This is a genomic window from Amycolatopsis thailandensis (assembly GCF_002234405.1).
GTDB lineage: Bacteria > Actinomycetota > Actinomycetes > Mycobacteriales > Pseudonocardiaceae > Amycolatopsis > Amycolatopsis thailandensis.
On sequence record NZ_NMQT01000015.1, the window covers coordinates 40860 to 65198 of the forward strand.

Annotated in this window: 24 protein-coding genes; 16 read left to right on the forward strand and 8 right to left on the reverse strand. The window is 67.7% G+C overall.

The window, feature by feature from the left end:
- The first annotated feature begins 113 nt into the window (after positions 1-113).
- The 3 genes from CFP71_RS03940 (at position 114) to CFP71_RS03950 (ending at position 4479) form a co-directional block, all read left to right on the forward strand.
- Positions 114-1244 (forward strand): LLM class flavin-dependent oxidoreductase, encoded by a 1131-nt coding sequence (locus CFP71_RS03940; protein WP_093932456.1) that lies wholly within the window; start codon positions 114-116, stop codon positions 1242-1244.
- Positions 1245-1703: 459 nt separating this feature from the next.
- Entirely contained in the window at positions 1704-2957 is a 1254-nt protein-coding gene (locus tag CFP71_RS03945; protein ID WP_093932457.1) for an MFS transporter, read from the forward strand.
- Positions 2958-3159: 202 nt separating this feature from the next.
- The gene (locus CFP71_RS03950) at positions 3160-4479 is read left to right on the forward strand and encodes a sensor domain-containing diguanylate cyclase (RefSeq protein WP_093932458.1); all 1320 of its coding nucleotides are present in this window, start codon (positions 3160-3162) and stop codon (positions 4477-4479) included.
- On the opposite strand, the gene CFP71_RS03955 is transcribed toward CFP71_RS03950, so the two are convergent.
- Positions 4476-5057 (reverse strand): TetR/AcrR family transcriptional regulator, encoded by a 582-nt coding sequence (locus CFP71_RS03955; protein ID WP_208635879.1) that lies wholly within the window; start codon positions 5055-5057, stop codon positions 4476-4478. The two genes, CFP71_RS03950 and CFP71_RS03955, sit on opposite strands and share 4 nt — an antisense overlap.
- 134 nt (positions 5058-5191) lie before the next feature.
- On the opposite strand from CFP71_RS03955, the gene CFP71_RS03960 reads away from it, so the two are divergent.
- Positions 5192-6418, forward strand: a complete 1227-nt coding sequence (locus tag CFP71_RS03960) for a lipase family protein (protein ID WP_093932460.1) — start codon at positions 5192-5194, stop codon at positions 6416-6418.
- Between the two features lie 68 nt (positions 6419-6486).
- Here the strand turns inward: CFP71_RS03960 and CFP71_RS03965 are convergent, their stop codons facing one another.
- Entirely contained in the window at positions 6487-6894 is a 408-nt protein-coding gene (locus CFP71_RS03965; RefSeq protein WP_093932461.1) for a DUF3151 domain-containing protein, read from the reverse strand.
- Positions 6895-7126: 232 nt separating this feature from the next.
- On the opposite strand from CFP71_RS03965, the gene CFP71_RS03970 reads away from it, so the two are divergent.
- Entirely contained in the window at positions 7127-8344 is a 1218-nt protein-coding gene (locus CFP71_RS03970; protein ID WP_093932462.1) for a hypothetical protein, read from the forward strand.
- A gap of 100 nt (positions 8345-8444) precedes the next feature.
- Here the strand turns inward: CFP71_RS03970 and fbaA are convergent, their stop codons facing one another.
- Complete coding sequence (gene fbaA, locus CFP71_RS03975) at positions 8445-9476, reverse strand: class II fructose-bisphosphate aldolase (protein WP_093932463.1); 1032 nt, start codon at positions 9474-9476, stop codon at positions 8445-8447.
- Between the two features lie 83 nt (positions 9477-9559).
- Complete coding sequence (locus tag CFP71_RS03980; RefSeq protein ID WP_093932464.1) at positions 9560-10381, reverse strand: LLM class F420-dependent oxidoreductase; 822 nt, start codon at positions 10379-10381, stop codon at positions 9560-9562.
- A 50-nt stretch (positions 10382-10431) separates the two neighbouring features.
- Between CFP71_RS03980 and CFP71_RS03985 the strand changes: the two genes are divergently transcribed.
- The 6 genes from CFP71_RS03985 (at position 10432) to CFP71_RS04010 (ending at position 16276) form a co-directional block, all read left to right on the forward strand.
- On the forward strand, positions 10432-11346 hold the full coding sequence (locus tag CFP71_RS03985; RefSeq protein ID WP_093932465.1) for an aldo/keto reductase: 915 nt from the start codon (positions 10432-10434) through the stop codon (positions 11344-11346).
- 149 nt (positions 11347-11495) lie between these two features.
- Positions 11496-12386, forward strand: a complete 891-nt coding sequence (locus CFP71_RS03990; RefSeq protein WP_093932466.1) for an SDR family oxidoreductase — start codon at positions 11496-11498, stop codon at positions 12384-12386.
- A 3-nt stretch (positions 12387-12389) separates the two neighbouring features.
- Positions 12390-12863 (forward strand): pyridoxamine 5'-phosphate oxidase family protein, encoded by a 474-nt coding sequence (locus CFP71_RS03995; protein ID WP_093932467.1) that lies wholly within the window; start codon positions 12390-12392, stop codon positions 12861-12863.
- Positions 12864-12942: 79 nt separating this feature from the next.
- Complete coding sequence (locus tag CFP71_RS04000; RefSeq protein WP_093932468.1) at positions 12943-14409, forward strand: flavin-containing monooxygenase; 1467 nt, start codon at positions 12943-12945, stop codon at positions 14407-14409.
- Complete coding sequence (locus tag CFP71_RS04005; RefSeq protein ID WP_093932469.1) at positions 14409-15275, forward strand: metal-dependent hydrolase; 867 nt, start codon at positions 14409-14411, stop codon at positions 15273-15275. The genes CFP71_RS04000 and CFP71_RS04005 overlap by 1 nt, the downstream gene beginning before the upstream one ends.
- On the forward strand, positions 15272-16276 hold the full coding sequence (locus CFP71_RS04010; protein ID WP_093932470.1) for a PDR/VanB family oxidoreductase: 1005 nt from the start codon (positions 15272-15274) through the stop codon (positions 16274-16276). The genes CFP71_RS04005 and CFP71_RS04010 overlap by 4 nt, the downstream gene beginning before the upstream one ends.
- Positions 16277-16280: 4 nt before the next feature.
- Here CFP71_RS04010 and CFP71_RS04015 read toward each other — a convergent pair whose 3' ends face one another.
- Positions 16281-16565, reverse strand: a complete 285-nt coding sequence (locus CFP71_RS04015; protein ID WP_093932550.1) for a YciI family protein — start codon at positions 16563-16565, stop codon at positions 16281-16283.
- 151 nt (positions 16566-16716) lie between these two features.
- On the opposite strand from CFP71_RS04015, the gene CFP71_RS04020 reads away from it, so the two are divergent.
- From CFP71_RS04020 to CFP71_RS04035, 4 genes are all read left to right on the forward strand, one after another.
- Entirely contained in the window at positions 16717-17292 is a 576-nt protein-coding gene (locus CFP71_RS04020) for a SigE family RNA polymerase sigma factor (RefSeq protein ID WP_007032484.1), read from the forward strand.
- 91 nt (positions 17293-17383) lie between these two features.
- On the forward strand, positions 17384-18586 hold the full coding sequence (nagA, locus tag CFP71_RS04025; protein ID WP_093932471.1) for an N-acetylglucosamine-6-phosphate deacetylase: 1203 nt from the start codon (positions 17384-17386) through the stop codon (positions 18584-18586).
- A gap of 18 nt (positions 18587-18604) precedes the next feature.
- The gene (locus CFP71_RS04030) at positions 18605-19006 is read left to right on the forward strand and encodes a hypothetical protein (RefSeq protein WP_093932472.1); all 402 of its coding nucleotides are present in this window, start codon (positions 18605-18607) and stop codon (positions 19004-19006) included.
- A gap of 53 nt (positions 19007-19059) precedes the next feature.
- Entirely contained in the window at positions 19060-19782 is a 723-nt protein-coding gene (locus tag CFP71_RS04035; RefSeq protein ID WP_093932473.1) for a DedA family protein, read from the forward strand.
- Between the two features lie 463 nt (positions 19783-20245).
- On the opposite strand, the gene CFP71_RS04040 is transcribed toward CFP71_RS04035, so the two are convergent.
- Complete coding sequence (locus tag CFP71_RS04040; RefSeq protein ID WP_093932474.1) at positions 20246-21637, reverse strand: FAD-binding oxidoreductase; 1392 nt, start codon at positions 21635-21637, stop codon at positions 20246-20248.
- A gap of 19 nt (positions 21638-21656) precedes the next feature.
- Positions 21657-23141 carry an MFS transporter gene (locus CFP71_RS04045; protein WP_093932475.1) on the reverse strand — a complete coding sequence of 495 codons (1485 nt, stop codon included), beginning with the start codon at positions 23139-23141 and terminating at the stop codon, positions 21657-21659.
- Positions 23142-23230: 89 nt separating this feature from the next.
- Here CFP71_RS04045 and CFP71_RS04050 point away from each other — a divergent pair, with 89 nt between their 5' ends.
- Positions 23231-23758 carry a TetR/AcrR family transcriptional regulator gene (locus tag CFP71_RS04050; RefSeq protein WP_093932476.1) on the forward strand — a complete coding sequence of 176 codons (528 nt, stop codon included), beginning with the start codon at positions 23231-23233 and terminating at the stop codon, positions 23756-23758.
- Between the two features lie 71 nt (positions 23759-23829).
- On the opposite strand, the gene CFP71_RS04055 is transcribed toward CFP71_RS04050, so the two are convergent.
- The gene (locus CFP71_RS04055) at positions 23830-24252 is read right to left on the reverse strand and encodes a PPOX class F420-dependent oxidoreductase (RefSeq protein WP_093932477.1); all 423 of its coding nucleotides are present in this window, start codon (positions 24250-24252) and stop codon (positions 23830-23832) included.
- Between the last annotated feature and the right edge of the window lie 87 nt (positions 24253-24339).

Genomic DNA, 24339 nt, shown 5'->3' on the forward strand with positions numbered 1-24339 from the left:
TGTCCGGGCTTCTCGCGTTTATTCCCGCCGTTCCACGTTCCGGAACTCGTTGCCACGCCGAGGAACCGGCGCGTACTCGTCGTGCAGGGGGACACTGACGAGAGGGACGGACGATGCCGGTCGAATTCCTGGGTATCGGAGGCACCAACGACGGGTCGGAGACACATCCGCGCTCCGGCGGCGTCTTCGACAAGGACTACACGCTCCGCCTCGCGCGGGCGCACGAAGACTTCGGCTGGGACAGGGTCCTGTTCGCGTACGGCTCCAGCGGACCGGATCCGGCGCAGGCGGCCGCGTACGTCGCGGCGAAGCTCGACAAGCTCCAGATCTTGCTCGCGCACCGGCCGAACGTCTCGTACCCGACGTTCGCGGCGAAGACGTTCGCGACGCTGGACCAGCTCTCGGACGGGAAGCTCACGGTCCACTTCATCACCGGGGGCAGCGACCACGAGCAACAGCGCGAAGGCGACTACCTCACGAAGGACGAGCGCTACTCACGCACGCGCGAGTACATCCAGATCGTGAAGAAGGCGTGGACGTCCGAAGAGCCCTTCGACCACGAAGGCGAGCACTACCGTTTCGCCGACTTCGTCCTCGACGTCCGCCCGGTACAGCAGCCACGCCCGGGCGTCTCGTTCGGCGGCTCGTCTCCGGCGGCGTACGCGGCGGGCGGGGCCGAAGCGGACATCTTCTGCCTTTGGGGTGAGCCACTCGCCCAGACGGCCGAGCAGATCGAGTCCGTCAAGGCCGCGGCGAAGGCCGCCGGCCGGACCGACGTCCCGCGCATCCAGGTCGCGTTCCGCCCGATCATCGCGCCGACCGAGGAACTCGCCTGGGAGAAGGCGCACCGTACGGTCGACGCCATCAAGACCCGCACGACCGGCGGCAAGCAGCTGACCCGGCGGCATTCGCTCACGAACCCGGAGAACACCGGCTCGCAGCGGCTTCTCGCGGTCGCCGCCGAGGGCGAGCGGTTCGACCGGGCCCTGTGGACCCCGACAGCGGCCGCGACCGGCGGCGCCGGGAACTCCAACGCGCTGGTCGGCACGCCCGAAACCGTCGCGCAGGCCCTGCTCGACTACTACGACCTCGGCGTCGACATCCTCTCGGCGCGCGGGTACGACATGCTCGGCGACACGATCGACTTCGGCCGTCACGTCATCCCGATCGTGCGCGAAGAGGTCGCCAAACGCGACGCCGCGAAGGCTGCGTCGGCCAGGGAAGTACTCGCTGTCGACGGCTGAGCCGTTCACTCCACCGGATGGCGGGCCCGTCATCCATTCGGCCCATCATCCGGCTTCTCCCGGTAGCGCGTTCAGGCGCGGACAATGCTCGCGCAGCGGAGTCGTAGCGGGTTTCGGACACCCTCCGCACACGCGTGGCGGAGGCTTCCGCACCTCGTCTCAGCTGTGCCTTCTCACCCGGGCCGACGATGAGTCCATGTCCGATTTTTCCCGCTCCATGGCCTGAAACGACCGAAAGCCGCAGGTCTGGTCCACATTTCCGGTGATCGGGACATTTTCGCGGATGACCGTCCATCCACGAAAAAGATCTCCGACTCCAGAAACCCGGCGAAAGAACCTAGCCAATCACCAACAGTCAGGAGACACTTACGTGAACGAATGACGCTTCGTGACGAGCTCGTGACCGCGTTACTCTCGGTCACGAGTTTGTCGCGTAATAAGGACCCTATTGGGGGCAACATGGCTTCGGCCGGACGGGTCACTTACCGAGAGGTGTTCGGTGTAGCCGAGTTCCGTTCGCTCTGGTTCGCCGAGCTGTTCTCGATCTTCGGCGACCAACTCGCCAGGGTCGCCCTCTCGGTCCTCGTCTTCACCGAAACCCGCTCCGCGACCCTGACCGGTCTCACCTACGCGCTGACCTACGCCCCGTCGCTGCTCGGCGGCATCTTCCTCACCGGTTTCGCGGACCGCTTCCCCCGCCGGACCGTGATGGTGGTCGTCGACCTCTTACGGGCCCTGCTGATCGCGCTGGTCGCGGTCCCGGTGCTGCCGTTCTGGGTCCTGTGCGTCCTCGTCGGCGTCGTCTCGCTGCTGAACCCGCCGTTCAAGGCCGCCCAGCTGGCCCTGCTGCCGCAGATCCTCGAAGGCGATCGGTTCGTCGTCGGTATGGCGATCCGCAGCATGACCGTCCAATCGGCGCAGCTGGCCGGATTCGCCGGCGGCGGCCTCCTGCTGACCGCGCTCGAACCCCATATCGCCCTCGCGCTGGACGCGGTCACCTTCGTGATCTCGGCGCTGTTCGTCCGGTTCGGGCTGGCCACGCGCCCGGCCGCGGCGTCCGGCGAGAAGCGCAAGTCGTTCTTCGCGTCGATCGGCGCGGGCGGGAAGATCGTCTTCGCCAGCGCCGGACTGCGCTCATTGCTGCTGTTCACCTGGCTGATGGGCCTGCTGCCGGTGTACGAGGGCATCGCGGCGCCCTACGTCGCCTCGTCGGGCGGCGGATCCGAAATCCTCGGCCTGCTGCTGGCCGCCGACCCGATCGGCAGCGTGATCGGCGCGTTCATCTACTCGCGCTGGGTGCCCGCGCACGTCAGACCCAAGTTGATCGGGCCGCTTTCCGCGCTGACGGCGATCCCGCTGCTGTTGTGCTTCCTGCAGCCGGGTCCGTGGTCGTCGATCGTGTTGTTCGTGGTCTGCGGAGCCTTCGGCACGGTGGCGCTGATGCAGGCGACGGCGTCACTGACGCTGGCCGTACCGGACGAGAGCCGGGCGCAGGTCATGGGGCTGTCGAACACCGGGCTGACCACCACGATGGGCGTGAGTCCCCTGATCGGCGGAATCCTGGCGGATCAGATCGGCCCGCAGTCGACCGTCGGCGTCTTCGGGCTTGCGGGATTGCTGATGACCGTCCCGCTGGCGCTGAGCTGGTGGCGGACCCTCAGCGGCGACCCGGAACGGTGGCAGGAAAAAGACGCCGCACGCGCAGAACATTGAGGTGTTCCACGCGTCGGCCCGCTCGCGCGGCCTTCCGGCGCGCGCTCCAGCTCACTGATCCCTACCGGCCATCGCTGGCACCTTTCCCTCGACCTCTCAGAGAAAAGTACACACCTAGGGAGCTTGTCGACAGCCCGCAAGTCGGTAGAAGCTGTCCGTAAGTAGGGGGTTTCGGAGAATGACGCAAGAGTCAGGGGGAAAGATGATCACATCGGAGGAACGCGCTGGACATCGTTCGGCTCTCACGGTAACGACGTGGGAGCTGTGGAAGAGGCCTAAGAACTGGATCGCCTACACCGGGCTTTCCGTGGCGACGATGCTGGCACTGACGGGGGTCTTCGCAGCATCCATCGCCATCACGTCTTCGCAGGTCCTGCTCTGTTTTCTGCTCGCGGGGCTCGCCATCGCGCACACCGAGGCGACCCGCCGGATCGAGCGGCAGCGCCGCAGCATGAGCGTCACCCCGCACATCAACATGACCTCGGTCTGGGTGCTGCCGGGCGCGATTCTGCTTCCGCCGCAGCTGACCGCGCTTCTCGTGACAGCGATCTACCTGCACCTCGGATACCGCAGCTGGGCCGGTCTTCGCACGGTCAATCCCCATCGGACTGTGGCGAACGCCACATCGATGACGCTGACCGCGTTCGCCGCGTGGGCGGCCGTGCAGGCCGTCGGAGCCGATGCGGCGTCGGTGACGTCCATCTGCGCCGCGAGCCTCGCCTTCTTCCTGATGAACGCCGTCTTCACCGGCACCGGCCTGTACTTCGCGGCGCCCAAGCAGGCGACCGCCCAGACGCTCCTCGGCTCTTGGGACGACAACATCCTCGAAGCCTCCACCGTCTGCATCGGCGCGCTCGTGCTCGCCGTGCTGCCGCATCAGCCGGTGCTCGTGCTGCTCGTCTTCCTGCCGCTCTACCTGCTACAGCGTTCGGTGCTGATCAAGCAGCTGGAAGAGCTCGCGACCACCGACCAGAAGACCCAGCTGCTCAACGCCACGACCTGGCAGCAGGGCGCCGTTCGCGAGATCGCCCGCGCCGAGCGCGAGAACGGCCAGTTCGGCACGCTGATGATCGACCTCGACCACTTCAAGAGCATCAACGACACCTACGGCCACCTGGCAGGCGACGACGTGCTCAAGGGCGTCGCGGCACTGGTCAAGACCGAAACGCGGGCGCAGGACCTCGCCGGCCGCTTCGGCGGCGAAGAGTTCGTCGTGCTCCTGACTTCGTCGACGAAGGAGGAGTCCGTCGCGGTCGCCGAGCGCATCCGGCAGCGGATCAGCGAAATGGTCATCAAGACCCAGGACAACGAGGGCAATCCCGTGGTCATCGAGCAGCGGACCGCGTCGATCGGCGTCGCGGCCTTCCCGTTCGACGGCCGGACGATCGACGAGGTGATGGCCTCGGCCGACGCCTCCGTCTACGCGGCCAAGCGCAACGGCCGCAACCGGGTGGTGTCCTCACCGGACCTGACGACGGTCGCCGAAGAAGCCGAGAAGTCCCTGGAAGCCGTCGCGGCCTAACGCAGCCTCTCCATGACGTCGGCGGCCGTGGTCCGAAGGCGGGCCACACCACCGACGGTGAATTCGGTGAGCAGGTCGATGAGCGCGTCCGCGTCGGGCGGCTCACCGTCCCAGCTCGCCTGGACGAGTGCCTCGGTCATCGCGAAGAACAGCGTGACCAGTGCCTTGTCCGCGCGGCCGGAATCGACGCCGTGGCGGGCCCAGCGTTGCCTGCTCGCCTCGGTGTAGACCCGCGCGAGCCGTTCCCGGAGCCGGGTGAGGGCCGGATCGCCCATGCGTTCCGCTTCGCGCAGCACGGGGAACGCGTCGGGATTCGCCGCGACGAAGGCGAACATGTTGGCGTAGTTGGCGCGCGCCCAGAACCTGAGCTCGGGCTGCGAAAGATCGAGGGCGGGCGCGCCGATCGCTTCGAAAGCGCGTTCCTCGATATCCACCACGACCTGGGCGAACAGCGACGTGCGGTCGCCGAACTGCTCGTAGACGGCCTGGCGGGACACTCCCGCGCGCCGGGCGATCTGCTCGATCGTCGCGGCCTGCGCGCCGTGGACCGCGAAGACACCCTCCGCCGAACTCAGCACCCGCGCGCGCTGCTCGCCGATCGGGAGTTTGCGGGGTCTCCCTCTCGGCGCCGGACTTGACATCGTGCGCCACCTCACTGACTCTCTTTTTCGACACATCTGTCGAAAATGTTTGTGCTCAACGAGGAGCAAACATGCGTCCAGGATCCCGGCGCGGTGTTTCCGCCGCCGTCTCAGCGGCCACCGTCGCGGCCCTGCTGACCTTCGGGGCACAGCAGGCCATCGCCGAGCCGTCTTTCTACGACCCCCCGTCGCCACTGCCCGCGGGTGCTCCCGGCGACATCATCCGGCACGAACCGTCCACGTTCTACGTCGATCCGGTGAAACTCATCAAGGCCGACGCGGACGTCCAGCGGATCATGTACCGCAGCACCGACACCCACGGCAAAGCGAACGCCGTGACCGGCACCGTCCTCACCCCGAAGAAGGCTTGGACCGGCGCGGGCGAACGGCCGGTCATCGGCTACGCGGCCGGGACGCAGGGCGTCGGCGACCAGTGCGCGCCGTCGAAGGCTCTGTCGGCGGGCATGGAGTACGAAGGCCCCTTCATCGCCGGACTGCTGCTTCGCGGCTACGGCGTCGTCGTCACCGACTACGAAGGCCTCGGAACTCCCGGCGTCCACACGTACGTCAACCGCGTCGCGGAAGGCAACGCAGTCCTCGACTCGATCCGCGCGGCGCAACGCCTGCCCGAAGCGAACCTGCCGGACAGCGGTCCGGTCGCGACCGCCGGCTACTCGCAGGGTGGCGGCGCGTCCGCGTCGGCGGCCGAACTGCAACCGTCGTACGCGCCCGAACTCAGGCTGAAGGGCTCGTACGCGGGCGCCGTCCCGGCGGACCTGGCCGCGGTCGGCAAGAACATCGACGGGCACTACGCCTTCGGGTTCCTCGGGTTCACGCTGGTGAGCATGGACGCGGCATACCCGGAGCTGAACATCCCGGCGGTGCTAAACGCGAAGGGTGCCGAAGCGTTCGAGAAGGTCAAGCAAGAGTGCACAGTGGACGCGATCTTCGGGCACGCGTTCACGCAGTCGAAGAACCTCACGAAGGACGGCAGGCCGCTGACCGCGTACCTCGGCGAAGAGCCGTACAAGACGCGGGTCGGCCAGCAGCTCATCGGGGCGCGGAAGCCGGGCGCGCCGACACTGGTCGTCCACAGTGCACTCGACGACATCGTGCCCTACGAGCAAGGCCGGACCATGGCTCGCTCGTGGTGTGCGAAGGGCGCGAAGGTGCAGTTCTCGACTTCGCTGGTTCCTACGCACGTGGGCGGGGCGGTTCGGGCTTTCCCGGAGGCTTTCGCCTGGCTTGAGGGTCGTTTCGCGGGACTGCCTGCTGTGGGGAACTGCGGGCTGTTCTAGGGGTCACCGGATGCTATGAAAGGTCCCTTCCTTGCGAAATTTGCAAGGAAGGGACCTTTCATAGCGCGCTACTTGAGGCCGGTGGCTTCCGCGGCGGCGGGGTCCGAGTCGCTGAGGAAGGTGCGGCAGCGGTCGTACTCCTCCGTCTCGCCGATCTTGCCGGCGGCCTTGCCGAGGACGGCGAGCGAACGCAGGAAACCCTGGTTCGGACGGTGCGCCCACGGCACCGGGCCGTGTCCCTTCCAGCCCGCGCGGCGAAGCTGGTCCAGACCGCGGTGGTAACCGGTGCGGGCGTACGCGTAGGCGGCGACGGTCTCGCCGGCGTCGAGCGACTTCTCGGCGAGGGCGGCCCACGCCTCGCTGTAGTCGGGGTGCTCGGCGGCGACGGCGGCCGGGTCGCTCCCGGCGTCCAGCGCCGCCTGCGCGGCGGTGTGCTCGGGGAGGTGCGTCGGCTGGGGGCCGAGGAGGTTCGTCATACGGGCCATTGTGCCGACCGCGTGTGACTAGAAGAACAGGCTCCCGAGAATGCCCCCACCGGCCAGCACCAGAGCGGCGACGAGGACCGCCGCGACAAGTCGTTTCGGCATCATGGCGGCACACCTTGCCCTGCTTCGCACGCCGACCGCAAATCCGCCACCCCTACGGGTGAACCCCGATTTTCGACCCCAAATGCCCATCCCGTGACCTGGAGCAGGGAAGATGGCCCGCATGACAAAGGCGACAGAAGTGACCGGGGACCTTTCGCCGGGTGTCATCCCCCGCAGCCCGATCGCCAAGACGAGGCTGTTCTTCAAACTTCATTGGCACCGCGGCGCGCCGGGACAGGCGACACCGGACTGGGTGCTGAACTTCTGCTACTCGATGTGGCTGGCCGCGTTCGCCTTCAAACTGGTGGGCTCTTCCTGGGACATGTCGTGGCACTTCATGTGGCTGCGGGACGACCTCGCCCCGCCGCACCTGATCAACACCGTCGGCACGGTGATCATCATGGTGCTGGTGGCGATCCACAGCTACACCGGCATGGGCGCGGACAGGCGTTCGCTGCGGTTGATGCAGATCGGGCTCGTGGTGTTCCTCATCGCGGCGCCGCTGGACGTCATCAACCACCGCGTCAACGGTCTCGACCTGACCGCGTGGAGCCCGTCGCACATGATGCTCTACATCGGAACGGGCATCATGCAGGCCGGTGTGATCATGGGCTGGCTGAAGTACGCCAAGCCGGGCAGGCTGCGCACCGGTGTCCTGATCGGACTGTGGGCGTTCTTCCTGGAGAACACGTTCTTCCCGAACGGTCAGCAGGAGTACGGCATCCTCGGCCTGCGCGCCTGGGAGCGCGGCGCGCCCGAGGCCGAACCCGAGCTGCTGAACTTCGCCGCCAACCAGATCGGGCATCCGGTCGACCAGGTGGCCGTCGAGTACTTCACGATGCCGATCGACGACTGGGTCTACCCGCTGTGGGGCATCGGCGTGATGGCGCTGGTCTTCGCGCTGGCGCGGCACACGACCGGCTTCCGCTGGGCCGGGACGACGGTCGCCGCCGCCTACCTCGCGTACCGGCTGGTGATGTGGCCGCTGCTGCTCGGGATGGGGTTCCCGATCTCGGTCGTGCCGTTCTACCTGCTGGCCGTCGGTCTCGCGGTCGACTTGGCGTTCCGCATCGGACGGGGTCATCCGATGGTGACGGCGGGTGCCGGCGCGCTGCTGGTGACGGCGTTCGGCTACGGGATGCTGTGGGTGCAGTCGCAGTTCCGGCCGTGGATCCTCGGCGACGCGCATACGGAGTCGGCGCCGCCGGTGGCGTACTGGACGGCCGCGGTCTGCCTGGTCGGGGTCGGCGCGCTGTGGGCCGCCGCCGGGCCGGGGACTCGGGCGGTGGAGTCGCTGCTGGCGAAGCGTCGCGGGCGGACGGAACTGCCGGCCGCCTGAGGTCTCAAGTCGTACCTCGCGCATGTCATGAGGGGTCCCCATAGGACATTTTTCGTCCCATGGGGACCCCTCATGACACTCTCGGCGCGATGCGGTCTGGTCAGGAGAGCTTCTTGCCCGCCGAACCCAGCGACTGAGCGGCCTCGACGATGCGCGTGGCCATGCCCGCCTCGGCGGCCTTCAGGTAGCTACGCGGGTCGTAGACCTTCTTGTTGCCGACCTCGCCGTCGATCTTCAGGACGCCGTCGTAGTTCTTGAAGAAGTGCTCCGCGATCGGCCGGGTGAACGCGTACTGCGTGTCCGTGTCGACGTTCATCTTCACGACGCCGTAGGACACCGCCTCGCGGATCTCCTCCGGCAGCGAGCCGGAGCCGCCGTGGAAGACCAGCTCGAACGGCTTCGAACCGGCCGGGAGGCCGAGCTTCTTCGACGCCGCCTCCTGGCCGCCCTTGAGCACGTCCGGGCGCAGCTTCACGTTGCCGGGCTTGTAGACGCCGTGCACGTTGCCGAAGGTCGCGGCCAGCAGGTAGCGGCCGTTCTCGCCGGAGCCGAGCGCGTCGATCGTCTTCAGGAAGTCGCCCTCGGCGGTGTACAGCTTCTCGTTGATCTCGGCCTCGACGCCGTCTTCCTCGCCGCCGACGACGCCGATCTCGACCTCGAGGATGATGTTCGCGGCCGCGGCCTTGGCGAGCAGCTCCTGCGCGATCTCGAGGTTCTCGTCGAGGTCGATCGCGGAGCCGTCCCACATGTGGCTCTGGAACAGCGGCAGCTGACCGTTCTTGACCCGCTCCGCCGAGATCTCGATCAGCGGGCGGACGAAGCCGTCGAGCTTGTCCTTCGGGCAGTGGTCGGTGTGCAGCGCGACGTTGACGTCGTACTTGGCGGCGACGACCTGGGCGAACTCGGCGAGCGCGACCGAACCGGTCACCATGTCCTTGACCTTCTGGCCGGAGGCGAACTCCGCGCCGCCGGTGGAGAACTGGATGATCCCGTCGCTCTCCGCCTCGGCGAACCCGCGGATGGCGGCGTTCAGGGTCTCCGACGAGGTCACGTTGATGGCCGGGTAGGCGAATTCGTTCGCCTTCGCCCGGTCGAGCATCTCCGCGTAGACCTCGGGGGTGGCGATGGGCATCGTTTACTCCTCCTCGAAGCAGGCTGGTGCACCTCTCGGCCGCATCGTACGAGGTCGGCCGGGAGGTGCCTACAGCCGTCGCGTCAGAGCAGCACGGCGGCGAGCGCGCGGTAGACCGGCAAGGGGTCGGAGTTCAGTACCTGGATGTTCACGTGGTCCGCCCCGGCCTCGATATGCGCGGTGACCCCGCGGGCGACGGTCTCGGCGTCGCCGTGCACGGCCAGCGCGTCGATCAGTTTGTCACTGCCCTGACCGGCCAGGTCCTCGTCGGTGAAACCGAGTTTCCGCAGGGAGTTCGTGTAGTTGACGAGGCCGAGGTAGAAGCCGACGCCGCCCCGGCCGATCTCGCGGGCCTTCGCCGGATCGGCCTCGAGGACGACCTTCTGCTCGGGCGCGAGCAGCGGTCCTTCACCGAGGATCTCCCGCGCCTGGCGCGTGTGCTCGGGCGTCATCAGGTACGGGTGGGCTCCCGCTGTGCGGTCTCCTGCGAGTTTGATCACCTTCGGGCCGAGAGCGGCGAGCGCGCGGCCTTCGACGGGCACTCCGGCCTCGTCGAGGGCGTCGAGGTACTCCACCAGCGCGGTGTACGGCTTCTTGAACTCCGCGGTGTGCTCGCGGTGCCCGGCGCCGACGCCGAGCAGGAAGCGGCCCGGGTGCTTCGCCTCGATGCGCTTGTACGACTCGGCGACCGTCGCCGCGTCGTCCTTCCAGATGTTGACGATGCCGGTGGCGACCTTGATCGTCTTCGTCGCGTCGAGGAGTTCCTCCGCCTTCGCGAGGTCGCCGTCCGGTGAGCCGCCGAGCCAGATGGCGCCGTAGCCGAGCTCTTCCAGCTCACGCGCGAGTTCCGGGGTGAACACGCTTTCGTGCTGCCAGATGCCGATCCTGCCGAGTTCGATTCCCATGCTTCGAGCTAACACCACCCGCCGCCGATGTCTTCCCTTATGTTCGAAGCATGGCGAAACTCGGGAATTCCGACCTCGATGTCCGGGGGATCAACCTCGGCGGGAACGTCTTCGGCTGGACCGCGGACGAGCAACAGTCCTTCGCCGTCCTCGACGCCTACACGGCGGCGGGCGGCAACTTCATCGACAGCGCCGACCTCTACTCGGGCGGCGGCTCCGAAACGATCATCGGCAACTGGCTGACCAAGCGCGGGCGTCGCGACGACGTCGTCATCGCGACCAAGACCGGCATGTGGGAGGAGCGGAAGGGGCTGTCGGCGGCGAACATCGCGGCGGCGGCCGAGGATTCGCTGCGCCGGCTCCAGGTCGACCACATCGACCTCTACTACTCGCACATCGACGACCCGGACACCCCGATCGAGGAGACGTTGGGCGCCTTCGACGCGCTCGTGCGCGCGGGCAAGGTCCGCTACATCGGGGCATCGAACTACTCGGCGGAACGACTGGCCGAATCACTGTCCATTTCGGACCGCGAAGGTCTCGCGAAGTACGTCGCGCTGCAGCCGCACTACAACCTCGTCGAGCGGGATTACGAAACCGACCTGGCACCGACGGTCGAACGCGAAGGCCTGGGCGTCCTGCCGTATTTCGCGCTGGCCAAGGGTTTCCTGGCCGGAAAGTACCGGTCGAAGGAGGACCTCGGCGACAGCCCCCGCGCCGCCCGCGCTTCGTCCTATTTGGACGAACGTGGTGAGCGGGTCCTCGCGGCGCTCGACGGGATCGCGGCCGACCGCGGTGTCACGGTCGCGGCCGTCTCACTGGCGTGGCTGTTCGCGCAGCCGACCGTCACCGCGCCCATCGCGAGCGCCCGCTCGGTCGAGCAGCTGAACGACCTCCTGCCCGCGGCCGATCTCTCGCTCACTTCCGACGAGCTGGACGCCCTCGCCACCGCCTCCGGGAGCTGACAACCCCCGCGTTTCGTCCTCTGGATGCGGTAGTTCGCATCACCAACCAACGCGTCCAGAGGACGAAACGCGGACTTACTTGCGGGTAGCTTACTCCGGGTAGGTTGGGGTAACGTCCGAAAGCCTCAGGGCTCGGACGAGGAGGCAACGTGGCCAAGAACAGCGTGAACGGCAAGGTCGTCCTGATCACCGGCGCCGCGAGGGGCATCGGCGCGGGACTCGCCGAGCGCCTGGCCGCGCAGGGCGCGAAGGTCGCTTTGGTCGGCATCGAAGCGAAGGAACAGCAGGCGGTCGCCGACAAGATCGGCGCGAGCGCCCACGCCTGGGAAGCCGACGTCACCAGCTGGGACGACCTCGAACGCGCCACCGCCGGCGTCGTCGAGCACTTCGGCGGGATCGACATCGTCATCGCGAACGCCGGCATCGCGACCTCCGGTTTCGTCCGGTCGGTGGATCCGGCCGCCTTCGAGAAGGTCATCGAGGTCGACCTCCTCGGCGTCTGGCGCACCTTCCGCGTCACCCTGCCGCACGTCCTCGAACGCAAGGGCTACCTGCTCGCGATCTCCTCGCTGGCCGCGATCACCCACGCGCCCGGCATGGCCAACTACGCCGCGGCGAAGGCCGGTGTCGAGGCGTTCTGCAACAGCTTCCGCGCCGAAGTCGCCCACCTCGGCGTGAAGGTCGGCGTCGCGCACCCCACCTGGATCCGCACCGACCTGGTCGAAAGCGCCGACAAGCACCCGGTCTTCGGCAAGCTCCGCACCGGCATGCCCGGCCTGCTCGGCAAGACCTACCCGCTGTCCGTCGCGCTCGACCACCTCCAGGCCGGGGTCAACAAACGCGCCCGCACCGTGCACGTGCCGCGCTGGGTCGGCGGGCTCAAGCTGATCCGCGCGTTCCTGCCGCCCATCATCGAGATCGGCGCCAAGGGCCGGATCAAGAAGGCCGACGCCGCCGCCCTCGTGGACATCAAGGAGCGCGGCGCGTACGAATCTTCGATAACCGGTCAGGCAGGCCGGGCCGCCACTCGGAAGGACTGACGTATGTCCCGTCGCGACCAGATCCGCATGACACCTGACGAGCTCGCCGCGTACCTCGACGAGCAGAAGGTCATCAACGTCGCGACGATCGGGCCGAACGGCCGCCCGCATCTCGCGCCGCTCTGGTACTACCCGCACGATTCGGGCATCGCGACCTGGACCTACGGCACGTCCCAGAAGGCGAAGAACCTGGAGCGCGACCCGCGCGCCACGGTGCTCATCGAGGACGGCGAAAGCTACGAGAAGCTCCGCGGGGTCTCCCTCGAAGCCGACGTCGAGGTCATCACCGACACGACCGTCGTCACCCAGATGGGTATCACACTCATGCAGCGGTACGCGGGCGCGAAGCCGGGCGACCCGGTACCCGACGAGCTCGCCGCGTTCATCGGCAAGCAGGCCCCGAAGCGGATCGGGCTGATTTTCACGCCGACGAAGATCGTGAGCTGGGACCACACGAAACTCGGCGGAACATACTAGCCAGTAAGTCGTACTAGAAAGTAACTGTTACTTCAGGTAACGTCATCCGCGCAGTCAAGCCTCGACGCGGAGGGCGCAGATGACCGAGCGATTCAAGGTCGTGATCGTGGGCACCGGATTTTCCGGGCTCGGCCAGGCCATCCAACTGGAGAAGGCCGGGATCACCGACTACGTGATCCTGGAGAAGGCGGACGAAGTCGGCGGTACGTGGCGCGACAACTCGTACCCCGGCTGCGCCTGCGACGTGCAGTCCCACATGTACTCGTTCTCCTACGAGCAGAACCCGGACTGGTCGCGGTCGTTCTCGCCCGCCCCGGAGATCTTCCAGTACCTGAAGGACGTCACCGACAAGTACCGGCTGCGGCGCAAGATCCGGTTCGGCGTCGAGCTCACCGGCGCGACCTGGGACGACGACGCCCGCCGCTGGCACGTCCAGACCAAGTCGGGTGAGATCGAGGCGCAGTTCGTCGTCTCCGGCGTCGGCGGCCTGCACATCCCGCAGGTCCCCCAGCTGCCCGGGATCGAGAAGTTCAAGGGCCAAACCTGGCATTCCGCGCAGTGGAACCACGAGTACGACCTGCGCGGCAAGAAGGTCGCCGTGGTCGGCACCGGCGCCAGCGCGGTCCAGTTCGTCCCGAAGATCGCGCCCGAGGTCGCCGAGCTGACGCTGTTCCAGCGCACGCCGCCGTGGATCATGCCGAAACCCGACCACGCCATGCCGGGCTGGGCCAAGACCGCGTTCCGCCGGATCCCCGGCGTGCAACGGCTTTACCGCAACGCGCTGTACTGGTTCCTCGAAGTGCGCGCCGTCGGCTTCAACGGCCACCCCGCGATCATGAAGGCGGGCGAGGTGATCGCGAAGCGTCACATCGGCAAGGGCGTGAAGGATCCCAAGCTGCGCAAGAAGGTCACCCCGGACTACACCATGGGCTGCAAGCGGGTGCTGATCTCCAACGACTACTACCCGGCGATCGCCCGGTCCAATGTGGACGTCAACACCGACGGCGTGCGCGAGGTCAAGGCGCACAGCGTCGTCGACGGGAACGGCGTCGAGCACGAGGTCGACGCGATCGTCTACGGCACCGGCTTCAAGGTCACGGACGCCTTGGAATACCTGGACATCACCGGGATCGACGGCCGCGACCTCGCCAAGGAATGGGCGACCGAGGGGATGCGCACGCACAAGGGCATCACCGTCGCCGGCTTCCCCAACCTGTTCTTCCTTCTCGGCCCGAACACCGCGCTGGGCCACAACTCCGTGGTGTTCATGATCGAATCGCAGGCTCGCTACGTCGTCGACGCGATCAAGCTCACCGACTCGCGGGGCGCCGCCGCGATCGACGTCCGCACCGGCGTCCAGGAGAAGTTCCAGCGCGAGATCCAGGACAAGCTGGTCAAGGGCGTGTGGACCCAGGGCGGCTGCAAGAGCTGGTACCTCGACGCGAAGGGCGTCAACCGGACGATCTGGCCGGGCTTCACCTGGCGCTACTGGCTGGAGACCCGCAAGGTCGACCCGAGCGACTACGAACTGAGCGGGAGGTCGTGATGACCGACCACGAACAGATCGTCCTGCACGCGCGTGACGTCGAGTTCGACTGGGCGTCACTGCCGATGCACTGGATCCCCGGCGAACCGCAGGCGACACACACGATCAACGTGCTGCATCTGGCGCTGCCGGAGGGCGAACGCTGGTTCGTCGAAGTGTTCAAGCAGGCCGTGCCGCTGATCCGCGACGAGCGGCTCAAGGAGGACGTCCTCGGCTTCATCGGCCAGGAGGCCATGCACGCCGAGGCGCACGACGGCGCCGCCGAACACCTCGAAGCGGCGGGCGTGCGCGTGCGGCCGTACATCGCGCAGATGGAGTGGATGTTCCGCCGCCTGCTCGGCGATCGTGAGCTTTCCGCCAAACGGCGCGAAGAATGGCTGATCGAACGGCTCGCCGTCATCGCCGCCATCGAGCACTACACCGCCTTCCTCGGCCAGTGGATCCTCGACGCCGAAGCGCTCGACAAGGCCGGCGCGCACCCCACGATGCTGGATCTCCTGCGCTGGCACGGCGCGGAAGAGGTCGAGCACCGTTCGGTGGCTTTCGATCTCTTCATGCACCTCGACGGCCGCTATGGCCGCCGCGTGCGCAGCATGCTCGTCGTGACGCCGGTGCTCGCGTGGGTGTTCCTGCGCGGCACCAGGTTCCTCATGAAGAACGATCCGACGCGGCCCGGCAAGACGAGTTTCCGGACCTATCTGCGGGTGGCGAAGCTCGGCCTTCTGCCTTCGGGCAGGCAGCTGCGGCGCGAACTCCTGCCGTACTTCCGGAAGTCCTATCACCCCACCGAAACCGGCGACACCGATCAGGCCGTCGCGTACCTCGCGAGCTCCCCGGCCGCGCTGGCCGCCGACGAACCCCGGTGACGCCGCCGACGCGCCCGCTGCGGCTCGACGGCAGCGGGCGGACCGACCGCGCGATGGCGTCGCTGACCGGTGTCGTCGCGCTGTACCGCAGACTCAGCGGCGTGAGCGGACGCCGTCGTCCGCCGGTGGCCGCCGTCGATCGCGATCTCCCGCTGGTCGTCGACGATCTCCGCGCCGAGGCCGAGGGCGTCGTCAGCCTGAAGCTGGTGCACGAACGCGGCCAGCCGCTGCCCCGATGGCGACCCGGCGCGCACATCGACCTCTCGCCGCGGCCGGGGCTGGTCCGTCAGTACTCCCTGTGCGGAGACCCGGACGATCGCGCGGCCTACCGCGTCGGCGTCCGGTTGCTCGGTGAGGGATCGACGGCGGTGCACGCGTTGAAGAAGGGCGCGCGCATCACCGCGCGCGGCCCGCGCAACGCGTTCCCCTTCGTCGCGAGCCAGGCCTACCTGTTCGTCGCGGGCGGCATCGGGATCACGCCGATCCTGCCGATGGTGCGGCAGGCGGCCGCCGCGGGCGCGGACTGGCGGCTGGTCTACACCGGCCGCGACGAGGCGTCGATGCCGTTCCTGGACGAATTGTCCGGATACGGCGACCGTGTCTGGATTCGCCCGGACACGGACTACGGGATCCCGGCTTCGGGCGCGGAGTTGCTCGAAGGGGCAGAAAAGAGTGCCCCGATTTACTGCTGCGGCCCGGTTCCGATGATCGTGGGCGTCCGGACGGACGCGGCGCTGCGCGGTTCGGGACCGGTGTTCTTCGAACGGTTCTCGACGCCGCCGATCGTCGGCGGCGTGCCGTTCCGCGTCGAACTGGCCCGCAGCGGCCGGACGCTGGACGTGCCCGCCGACCGCACGACCCTCGATATCCTGCGCGAAACCGTGCCGGGGATCGCTTATTCGTGCCGCCAAGGGTTCTGCGGGACATGCGAGCTGCCGACGGTGACCGGCGACCGCGTCCGGGTCTGCGTCGAACGCGGTCCGGTCACCCTCGATCTCTGAGCTGTCAGGCTTCTTTCGGCAGCCAGGCGCCGATCACCGGCTTGAACTCGCGGACGGACCGCTCGGCGACGACACCTTCGAGGTGGTACGGGTCCTGGTTGATGACGTCGAGCAACGCCGTCTCGTCTTCGGCCTGGTAGAGCGAGATGCCACCGGAGCCGTCGCCCAGCGGGCCGCCGAGCGCGACGACACCCTGTTCCGCCAGGTCGGAGAGGAATTTCCGGTGCCGGGGACGCACGTCCTCCAGCTTCTCCCGCACGTAAGTGATCTCCACCAGGAACCAGGCCATCGACATCTCCAAGGTCGTTCCGACAGACAGCGGCAGACGCTACCCAGCTTCTCAGGATCCGATCAGGCGGCACGTCCGCCCCACCCGATACGCTGACCGAGCACCATGCACAGGTTGTGCTTCAAAGGGGTAAATGAACAGGTAGGGGTACATGCTCGAGGGCAACGCGGAACGCAGTGTCGAGGCGACCCTCGGCCACTTGCGCACCATGGACGGACCGGTCACGCCACCGCCGCCTGCGGCACCGCTGACCCTTGAGGATCTCTATCGCCAGCACCGGATGCGGCTCGTCCGGCTGGCCATCCTGCTCGTGGACGAACCGGCCACGGCCGAAGACGTCGTCCAGGAGGCCTTCACCGGGCTGCACCGCAACTGGGGACGCCTGCGCGACGCCGCCGCGGCCGTCGGTTACCTGCGCACCGCCGTGGTCAACGGGTCACGCAGTGTGCTGCGCCGCCGCAAGACCGCGCGCGAGTACGTCGCGCCGCACGCCGTCAACGCGCGTTCGGCCGAAAGCCTCGCCATGCTGTCGAGTGAACATCAGGCCGTTGTGAGCGCTTTGTCCAAACTGCCCCCTCGCCAGCGCGAAGTTCTGGTGCTCCGTTACTACGGTGGGCTGAGTGAGGCCGAGATTTCCGAGGCCGCCGGTATTTCGAAAGGTACCGTGAAGTCAACCGCCAGCCGGGCACTCGAGGCGCTGCAGAAAGCGATGCAGTCACCGAACTGATGCCCGGCCTTCATCTCGACCGCTGGGTTGTGCCGCCATGCTTGGTCCAGACCAATATATGCTGGGGGGCGTGAGAGGCGCCGGAGATTTCGTGATCGTGGGCGGCCGGGTAGTCGCCCCGGACCGTGTACTCGACGACGGCTGGCTGGCTATCGCCGGCGGCAAGATCGTCCAAGTCGGTACCGGGACACCCCCGGACATCGACCGCGTAGACGTCGACGGGTGCCTGGTCGTACCCGGCTTCATCGACACCCACTGCCACGGCGGTGGGGGCGGGTCGTTCTCCAGCGGGAACCCCGAGGAGTTGTTCCGCGCGGTCCGCGCGCATCGGCGGCACGGGACCACGACCATGCTCGGCAGTCTGGTCTCGGACCCTATCCCGGTGCTCAGGGACCAGATCGCGGCACTCCGTGAGCTGGTCCAAGAGGGTGAACTTGCCGGAATTCACCTCGAAGGACCCTTCATCTCCAAGGCCCGTTGCGGAGCGCACGACCCGGCGACGCTGATCGAGCCGGACACGGCGACGGTCAACGCGCTTCTCGGCGCCGGCCGCGGCGACATCCGGATGGTCACCCTCGCCCCCGAACTGCACGGCGGGATCAAGGCGGTCCGGCAACTGGCCGAATCGGGCGTCATCGCCGCCATCGGCCACACCGACGGCGTCGAAGACCAGATCATCCCCGCGATCGACGCGGGCGCCTCCGTCGCGACGCACCTCTTCAACGCCATGCGGCCCCTCCATCACCGCGAGCCGGGCCCGATCGGCGCCCTCCTCGACGACGAGCGGATCACCGTCGAGCTGATCTGCGATCTCGTCCACGTGCACCCGACCGTGCTCAGGCTGGCCGCGCACCACGCGGGCAAGGGCCGGACGGTGCTCATCACCGACGCGATGTCGGCCACCGACGCCGCCGACGGCAGCTACATCCTCGGCCGCCTGGAGGTCGACGTCCGTGACGGCGTCGCCACCCTGGCCGGGAACGGTTCGCTGGCCGGCAGCACCCTGACCATGGACGCGGCCTTCCGCAACCTGGTCCGCGGCGCGGGCATCGACCTGCTCGACGCCGTCCGCGCGACCTCCGGACGGCCCGCCGAACTGCTCGGCATCGCGGACCGGACGGGCTCCCTGCGCGCCGGGCTCGCGGCGGACGTCGTCGTGCTCGACCGCGACCTGCGGCCGGCCAAGGTGCTTCGTCAGGGCGAATGGGTCAAGGACGAGGCTGCGGCTACATTGAGCGCCACGGCTCCGCTCAGTGGCGCGGTCGAAGGCGGTGTGTCGGTCAGCGACGGGTAGCGGCGAAGGGAGTCCCGGATGAGCGAGCCCAAGGACCCGGAGAAGCTCCTAGCCGACGCCCTGCGCGCTCAGGCCGTCTTCGCCCCTTCGGCGGAGCGGATCTCCGAGACTTCCACCGAGAAACCGGTCGAATCAGGCGATTCGGACACGGAGAGTGATTCGGACACGCCCGAGTCGCCTTCCGGGGAAAACGAGCTGCCGCTGCAGTACGGGCTGCTGTCCGGCGCCGGTGCCGACTCGCTCGAACGGGAGCGCGTCGCGCTGGAGGACGCGGAGACGGCCAGGCTGGCAGAGCGTCCGACGCCGCCTCCGGCTCCTTCGCCCGGCAGTGCCCCGTTGCCCGCGTACTGGGTGTTGCTGCTGGCCGTGCTCCTGGGACTGGCCGCCGGTTCGGTGATCGGGCTGCTCACGCTGATCTGAGCCGCGTCTCCCGCCGGGTCAAGGCACTCAGCGTCACCCTGTACCGTTTTGGTGTGATCCTGGCGCAGAACACCGTGACGACGATGGGCCTCCTGCCCGAGTGGCTGGACCCGAAGATCCTGCTGAGCGGGCTGACCGTCCCGGTCATCACAGTGCTCTGCCTGATCATCTTCATCGAAAGCAGCGTCTTCCCGGTGCTGCCCGGCGACTCCCTGCTGTTCACCGCGGGCCTGCTCATCGCCAACGGTTCGATCAAGGCCCCGCTCTGGCTGGTGTGCGTGCTGGTCACGCTCGCCGCCCTGATCGGCAACATGCTCGGCTACGGCCTCGGCTGGAAGATCGGGCCTTGGCTGTTCCGCAAGCCGGATTCGAAGTTCTTCAACAAGAAGTACGTCGATCAGACACACGCGTTCCTGGAAAAGCACGGGCCGAAGGCGGTCGTGCTGGCGCGGTTCGTGCCGTTCGTGCGGACGTTCATCACCTGGATCGCCGGCATCGGCAAGATGGACCCGAAGAAGTACTTCACCTACACCGTCATCGGCGGCATCCTGTGGGCCGCCGGGATCACCGCGCTCGGCCACCTGCTCGGCGGGGTCGCCTTCATCGAGAAGAACATCGACGCGATCTTCATCCTGATCGTGCTGGTGTCCGTGGTGCCGATCGCGATCGAGTACCTGAAGGCGCGGCGCGAAAAGAAGCACTCGGACACCGCCACCGGTCTCGTCGCCGACACCGCCGAGGACATCACTCAGCAGATCCCGCGCATCCGCGACTGACCCTTTCGCGACATCCAGCCCCGCGCGAAATAGCGAACTCGCGTGCTTGAACGGACGGCACGCGTGCTCAGACGGACGACACGCGTGCTCAGACGGACGACACGCGTGCAGGTCCGTGCCGTGGGCGTGTCGTCCGTCCAGTCACACGTGTCGTCCATCTAGTCACACGTGTCGTCCGTCCAGTCACGTGAGTTCCGCGCTCAAGCACGCGAGTCACGTCTCTGAGCACGCGAGTCCCGTGCCTGAGCACGCGAGTCCCGCCTCTGAGCACGCCGACCCGCCTAGCGGACGTTCCACACACCCTCCAGCGGACGTTTTCCGCGGCCCGGCAGACACCTGGCGGGAGAACGTCGGGCCGGACAAAACGGCGCGCCCGCGTGATCCGGCACGTAACTCGTGTGATCGAGCGCGGAACTCGCGTGCTTGAAGACGTGACTCGCGTGATTGGAGACGTGACTCGGAGCTAGAGGGAGAACATCGAGCCCGGGTTGAAGAGGTTCCCCGGGTCGAGGGCCTGCTTGATCTGGCGATGCACGCGGATGCCGACCTCACCGATCTCCTTGGCCAGCCACTCGCGCTTGATCCTGCCGATGCCGTGCTCGCCGGTGACCGTCCCGCCCAGTGACAGGGCGACCTCGAGAATCGCGTCGAAGGCCGTCCGCGCGCGGGCGAACTCCTCCTCGGAATCCGGCGCGTAGACGATCGTCGGGTGCATGTTGCCGTCACCGGCGTGGCCGACGACGGCGATCCGCAGCCCGACCTCCTCGCTGATCCGCTCGCAGCCGGCGATCAGCTCGGCGATCCGGGTGCGCGGCACGCAGACGTCGTCGGTCAGCCAGACGCCGTACATCTCCAGCGCGGTGAGCACGACCCGCCGCGCCTGGAGCAGCATCTTGCCCTCTTCGAGATCCTCGGTGGCGTAGGCCAGATCCGCGCCGCAGTCGACGCAGATCTGTTCCAGCACCGCGAGTTCCTTCCGCGCGACCTCGCCGCCGGCGTCGGATTGCGCGAGCAGCAAGGCTTTGCAGTCCGCGCTCGTGCCGAGGTCGGTCTTGAGGTAGGCCTCGGCGGCCTTGATGGACGTCGCGTCCATGATCTCCATCAGCGACGGCACCAGACCCTCGCGCACGACCCGCGCGACGGCCTCACCGGCGGCCTCCGTGCTGTTGAAGGCGGCGACGAGCGTGGAAGGCAGTTGTGGCAACGGTTTCAGCGCGACCGTCGCCTGCGTGATCACGCCGAGCGTGCCTTCACTTCCGACGAAGAGCCGCGCGAGGTCGTAGCCCGCGACGCCCTTCACCGTGCGGCGCCCGGTCTTCAGCACCGACCCGTCGGCGAGCACGACTTCCAGTCCCAGCACGGAATCCGTGGTGACGCCGTACTTCACGCAGCACAGCCCGCCGGCGTTGGTGGACAGGTTGCCGCCGATGGTGCACCAGTCGTAGCTGGAGGGGTCGGGCGGATAGAACAGGCCGTGCTTCTCCACCGCGTTGCGGAAGTCGAGGTTCACCACACCGGGCTGCACGACGGCCAGCCGGTTGCCCTCGTCGATCTCGACGATCTGATCGAGTTTGGTCAGCACCAGCACGACACAGCCGTCGATCGCGTTCGCGGCGCCGGACAGACCACTGCCGGCGCCGCGGGGCACGATCGGCACCTCGAACTCCGCGCAGGCCTTGACCACGGCCTGCACACCTTCCGTGTCGGACGGCAGCACCACAGCGAGCGGCTTGCCGCTGGCGGCCAGCGGCATCATGTCGCGCGAATAAGCGTCCGTGACGTCGGTGTCGGTGAGCACGGCGGCGGTGCCGAGATGCTCGCGGAGCCGGGTGACCAGGGCGTGGTTGCTGCTCATGCCCTCATCGTAAGCTCCATTAGATCCGCACTGTGGAACTCTTTTTCCGATCGAGCAGAACGAAGGCTTGAACACCTGTATAGACGAGCACGGCGACGCCCGCCCATGCGGTGACGTGCACCCCTTGGGTGAAGGCCTCACGAGCCGATTCCAGTAGTGCCTGCCCCGCGACGGGGTCGAGCTGCTGCGCGGTCGCGACGGCGCCGCCGAGCGTGTCCCGCGCGGACTCGGCCGTCCCCTCCGGCAGGCCGGACCGGTAGACCGCGGTCGCGACACTGCCCAGGATCGCGGTGCCGAGCGCGCCGCCCAGCTCGAACCCGGTCTCGGAGATCGCCGACGCGGCACCGGCACGCTCGGCCGGGGCGGCCGAGATGACCAGGTCGTTCGTCAGCGTCTCCGACAGGGCGACACCACCCCCGAGCAGCGTGAACGACACCACGACGTACGCGAGCCCGCCGCCGGACGACACCTGCGTCAGCGCCAGGAACCCGACCGCGGCGACCAGAAGACCACCACTGACCAGCACGGAGACCCGGATCCGCTTCGCGAGCCAGGCCGCGAGCAGCGCGCCGGCGATACCGGCGACCGTCGCCGGGAGCATCCACAGCGCGGCGACGACCGGAGTCAGCCCGAGCACCAGTTGCAGGTACTGCGGCACCAGGAACAGCAGGCCGACCATGGCGAACACGCCGAGCATGTTCGTCACGACGGAGCCGCTGAAGGCCCGGTTCGAGAACAGCTTCAGGTCGAGCATCGGCTCGTCGAGACGGTTCTGCCTGCGGACGAACAAGTAGCCGAGCGTGAGACCGATCAGCACGCTGATCACCGCCTTCAGCCCGAAGCCGTGTTCGGCGACCAGCTTGATGCCGTAGACCACCGGCAGCATCGCGGCCAGCGACAGCAGCGCCGACAACGGGTCGAACCGGCCCGGCTTCGGGTCACGCGCCTCCGGCAGCACGAACGGTCCGGCGACCAGCAGCACCAGCATCACCGGGACGTTGATGAGGAACACCGAACCCCACCAGAAGTGCTCCAGCAACCAGCCGCCGAGCACCGGCCCGAGCGCCATACCGCTGGAGAACCCGGCGCTCCACACCGCGATCGCGGTCCGGCGCTGCTTGGGGTCGAGGAAGATGCTGCGGATCAGCGACAGCGTCGACGGCATCAGCGTCGCGCCACCGACCCCGAGCAGCGCCCGGGCGATGATCAGCATGAACGCGCTGGTCGAGAAGGCCGCGAGCACCGACGCGGCACCGAACGCCGCGGCGCCCATGAGCAGCAGCTTGCGACGGCCGATGCGGTCGCCGAGCGTGCCCATCAGGACCAGCAGGCCCGCCAGCATGAACGAATAGATGTCGACGATCCACAACTGCTCCGCACCGGTGGGTGCCAGATCCTCGGACAGGAACGGCAGCGCGAACCCGAGCACGGTCATGTCCACGCTGATCAGCAGCACCGGAAGAACCAGTACCGCCAACGCCCACCACTGCTTGCGCCCCGCCATGGCGCACTCTCCTTCAGCTAAACCGTCTGGACGGTACAGTTACCGCCCGGGTTCGAAACTAAACCGTCCAGACGGTATAGTCAACTGATATGGCGAAGCCCACCGCGAAGGAACGCATCCTCGACTCGTACGAGGAGATCCTCATCGAGCAAGGCCCCGGCGGGGTCACCCTCGAGGCCGTCGCCGCGCACGCCGGGGTCTCGAAGGGCGGCCTGCTCTACCATTTCGGCTCCAAGGAAGCACTGGTCGACGGCCTGCTGGAGCGTCTCGCCACCTTGTCGGACGAGGATCTGGAGCAGGCGAAGAGCGCGCCGGAAGGCGTCGTTTCCTGGTACCTGCGCACCGCGATCACCGACGTGACCCAGCGCAAGCCGCTGCACCGCACGACCATGGCGACGATCCGGATCATGCTCAACGAACCGCGGGTCGCCGAGGTCGTGCAGGTCTACAACCAGAAGGTCCACGACCTGATCAGCGAACACGTCGGCGACCCGCTGACCGCCGAACTGGTCATCCTGGTCGGCGACGGTCTCTACCTGCGGGCGGCGCTCGGCCGGGACGACGCGAGCCCCCTGCTCGACCGGATCGACGAGATCAAGGCCCGCATCGCCCGCTGACGCATTTCGTCCTCTGAATGCGGTCCTTGCGTGTGCAAGTACCGCATTCAGAGGACGAAATGCGGGACGCCCTACATCTGCAGGCCGTAGACGCGTTCGATCGGGATGGTCAGCAGCACCCGCTGGTCGGCGACCATGGCGTCCCGGAACTCGTCCCAGTCCGGATGTTCGCCACGGGCCCGCCGGTAGTGGTCCACCAGCGCGTCGACGGTCGCGTCGTCACGCGAAGCGGCGGTCGGCGTGAGCACGGCCGGACCCTCGACGACGACGTAGCCGTCGCCGCTCTCGGTCGAGACATGGAACGTCGCCCGAGGGTCGCGCAGGAGGTTCTTGGTCTTGGCCCGCGGCGCGGTGATCGAGATCAGGAGCGCGGCGGCGTCCGCGTCGTAGAGGTAGTTGACGGTCGAAAGCTGGGGCCTGCCGTCACGCTTGATGGTGGCCAGCGTGCCGAAGTTGCGGCCGGCGAGGATCGCGTAGAGCGCGGAGTCGGTCATGACTCCATCAAAGCAAAAGTGCAGCTCAGGGCGAACCGGACAAACATGCACGAATAAATGTGCTTGCATGCGGCAACTAAAGTGTCA

Bases quoted from the DNA above. Each gene is read 5' to 3' on its own strand.
- CFP71_RS04030 (WP_093932472.1), top strand. From the start codon at position 18,605: ATGAGCGAGCCCAAGGACCCGGAGAAGCTCCTAGCCGACGCCCTGCGC.
- CFP71_RS03965 (WP_093932461.1), bottom strand. From the start codon at position 6,894: ATGACGAACCTCCTCGGCCCCCAGCCGACGCACCTCCCCGAGCACACC.
- CFP71_RS03985 (WP_093932465.1), top strand. From the start codon at position 10,432: ATGGCGAAACTCGGGAATTCCGACCTCGATGTCCGGGGGATCAACCTC.
- CFP71_RS04055 (WP_093932477.1), bottom strand. From the start codon at position 24,252: ATGACCGACTCCGCGCTCTACGCGATCCTCGCCGGCCGCAACTTCGGC.
- CFP71_RS03940 (WP_093932456.1), top strand. From the start codon at position 114: ATGCCGGTCGAATTCCTGGGTATCGGAGGCACCAACGACGGGTCGGAG.
- CFP71_RS04045 (WP_093932475.1), bottom strand. From the start codon at position 23,141: ATGGCGGGGCGCAAGCAGTGGTGGGCGTTGGCGGTACTGGTTCTTCCG.
- CFP71_RS04015 (WP_093932550.1), bottom strand. From the start codon at position 16,565: ATGGCCTGGTTCCTGGTGGAGATCACTTACGTGCGGGAGAAGCTGGAG.
- CFP71_RS04005 (WP_093932469.1), top strand. From the start codon at position 14,409: ATGACCGACCACGAACAGATCGTCCTGCACGCGCGTGACGTCGAGTTC.
- CFP71_RS03995 (WP_093932467.1), top strand. From the start codon at position 12,390: ATGTCCCGTCGCGACCAGATCCGCATGACACCTGACGAGCTCGCCGCG.
- CFP71_RS04020 (WP_007032484.1), top strand. From the start codon at position 16,717: ATGCTCGAGGGCAACGCGGAACGCAGTGTCGAGGCGACCCTCGGCCAC.
- fbaA (WP_093932463.1), bottom strand. From the start codon at position 9,476: ATGCCCATCGCCACCCCCGAGGTCTACGCGGAGATGCTCGACCGGGCG.
- CFP71_RS04040 (WP_093932474.1), bottom strand. From the start codon at position 21,637: ATGAGCAGCAACCACGCCCTGGTCACCCGGCTCCGCGAGCATCTCGGC.
- CFP71_RS03980 (WP_093932464.1), bottom strand. From the start codon at position 10,381: ATGGGAATCGAACTCGGCAGGATCGGCATCTGGCAGCACGAAAGCGTG.
- CFP71_RS03950 (WP_093932458.1), top strand. From the start codon at position 3,160: ATGATCACATCGGAGGAACGCGCTGGACATCGTTCGGCTCTCACGGTA.
- CFP71_RS04000 (WP_093932468.1), top strand. From the start codon at position 12,943: ATGACCGAGCGATTCAAGGTCGTGATCGTGGGCACCGGATTTTCCGGG.
- CFP71_RS03960 (WP_093932460.1), top strand. From the start codon at position 5,192: ATGCGTCCAGGATCCCGGCGCGGTGTTTCCGCCGCCGTCTCAGCGGCC.
- CFP71_RS03945 (WP_093932457.1), top strand. From the start codon at position 1,704: ATGGCTTCGGCCGGACGGGTCACTTACCGAGAGGTGTTCGGTGTAGCC.
- CFP71_RS03970 (WP_093932462.1), top strand. From the start codon at position 7,127: ATGACAAAGGCGACAGAAGTGACCGGGGACCTTTCGCCGGGTGTCATC.
- CFP71_RS04050 (WP_093932476.1), top strand. From the start codon at position 23,231: ATGGCGAAGCCCACCGCGAAGGAACGCATCCTCGACTCGTACGAGGAG.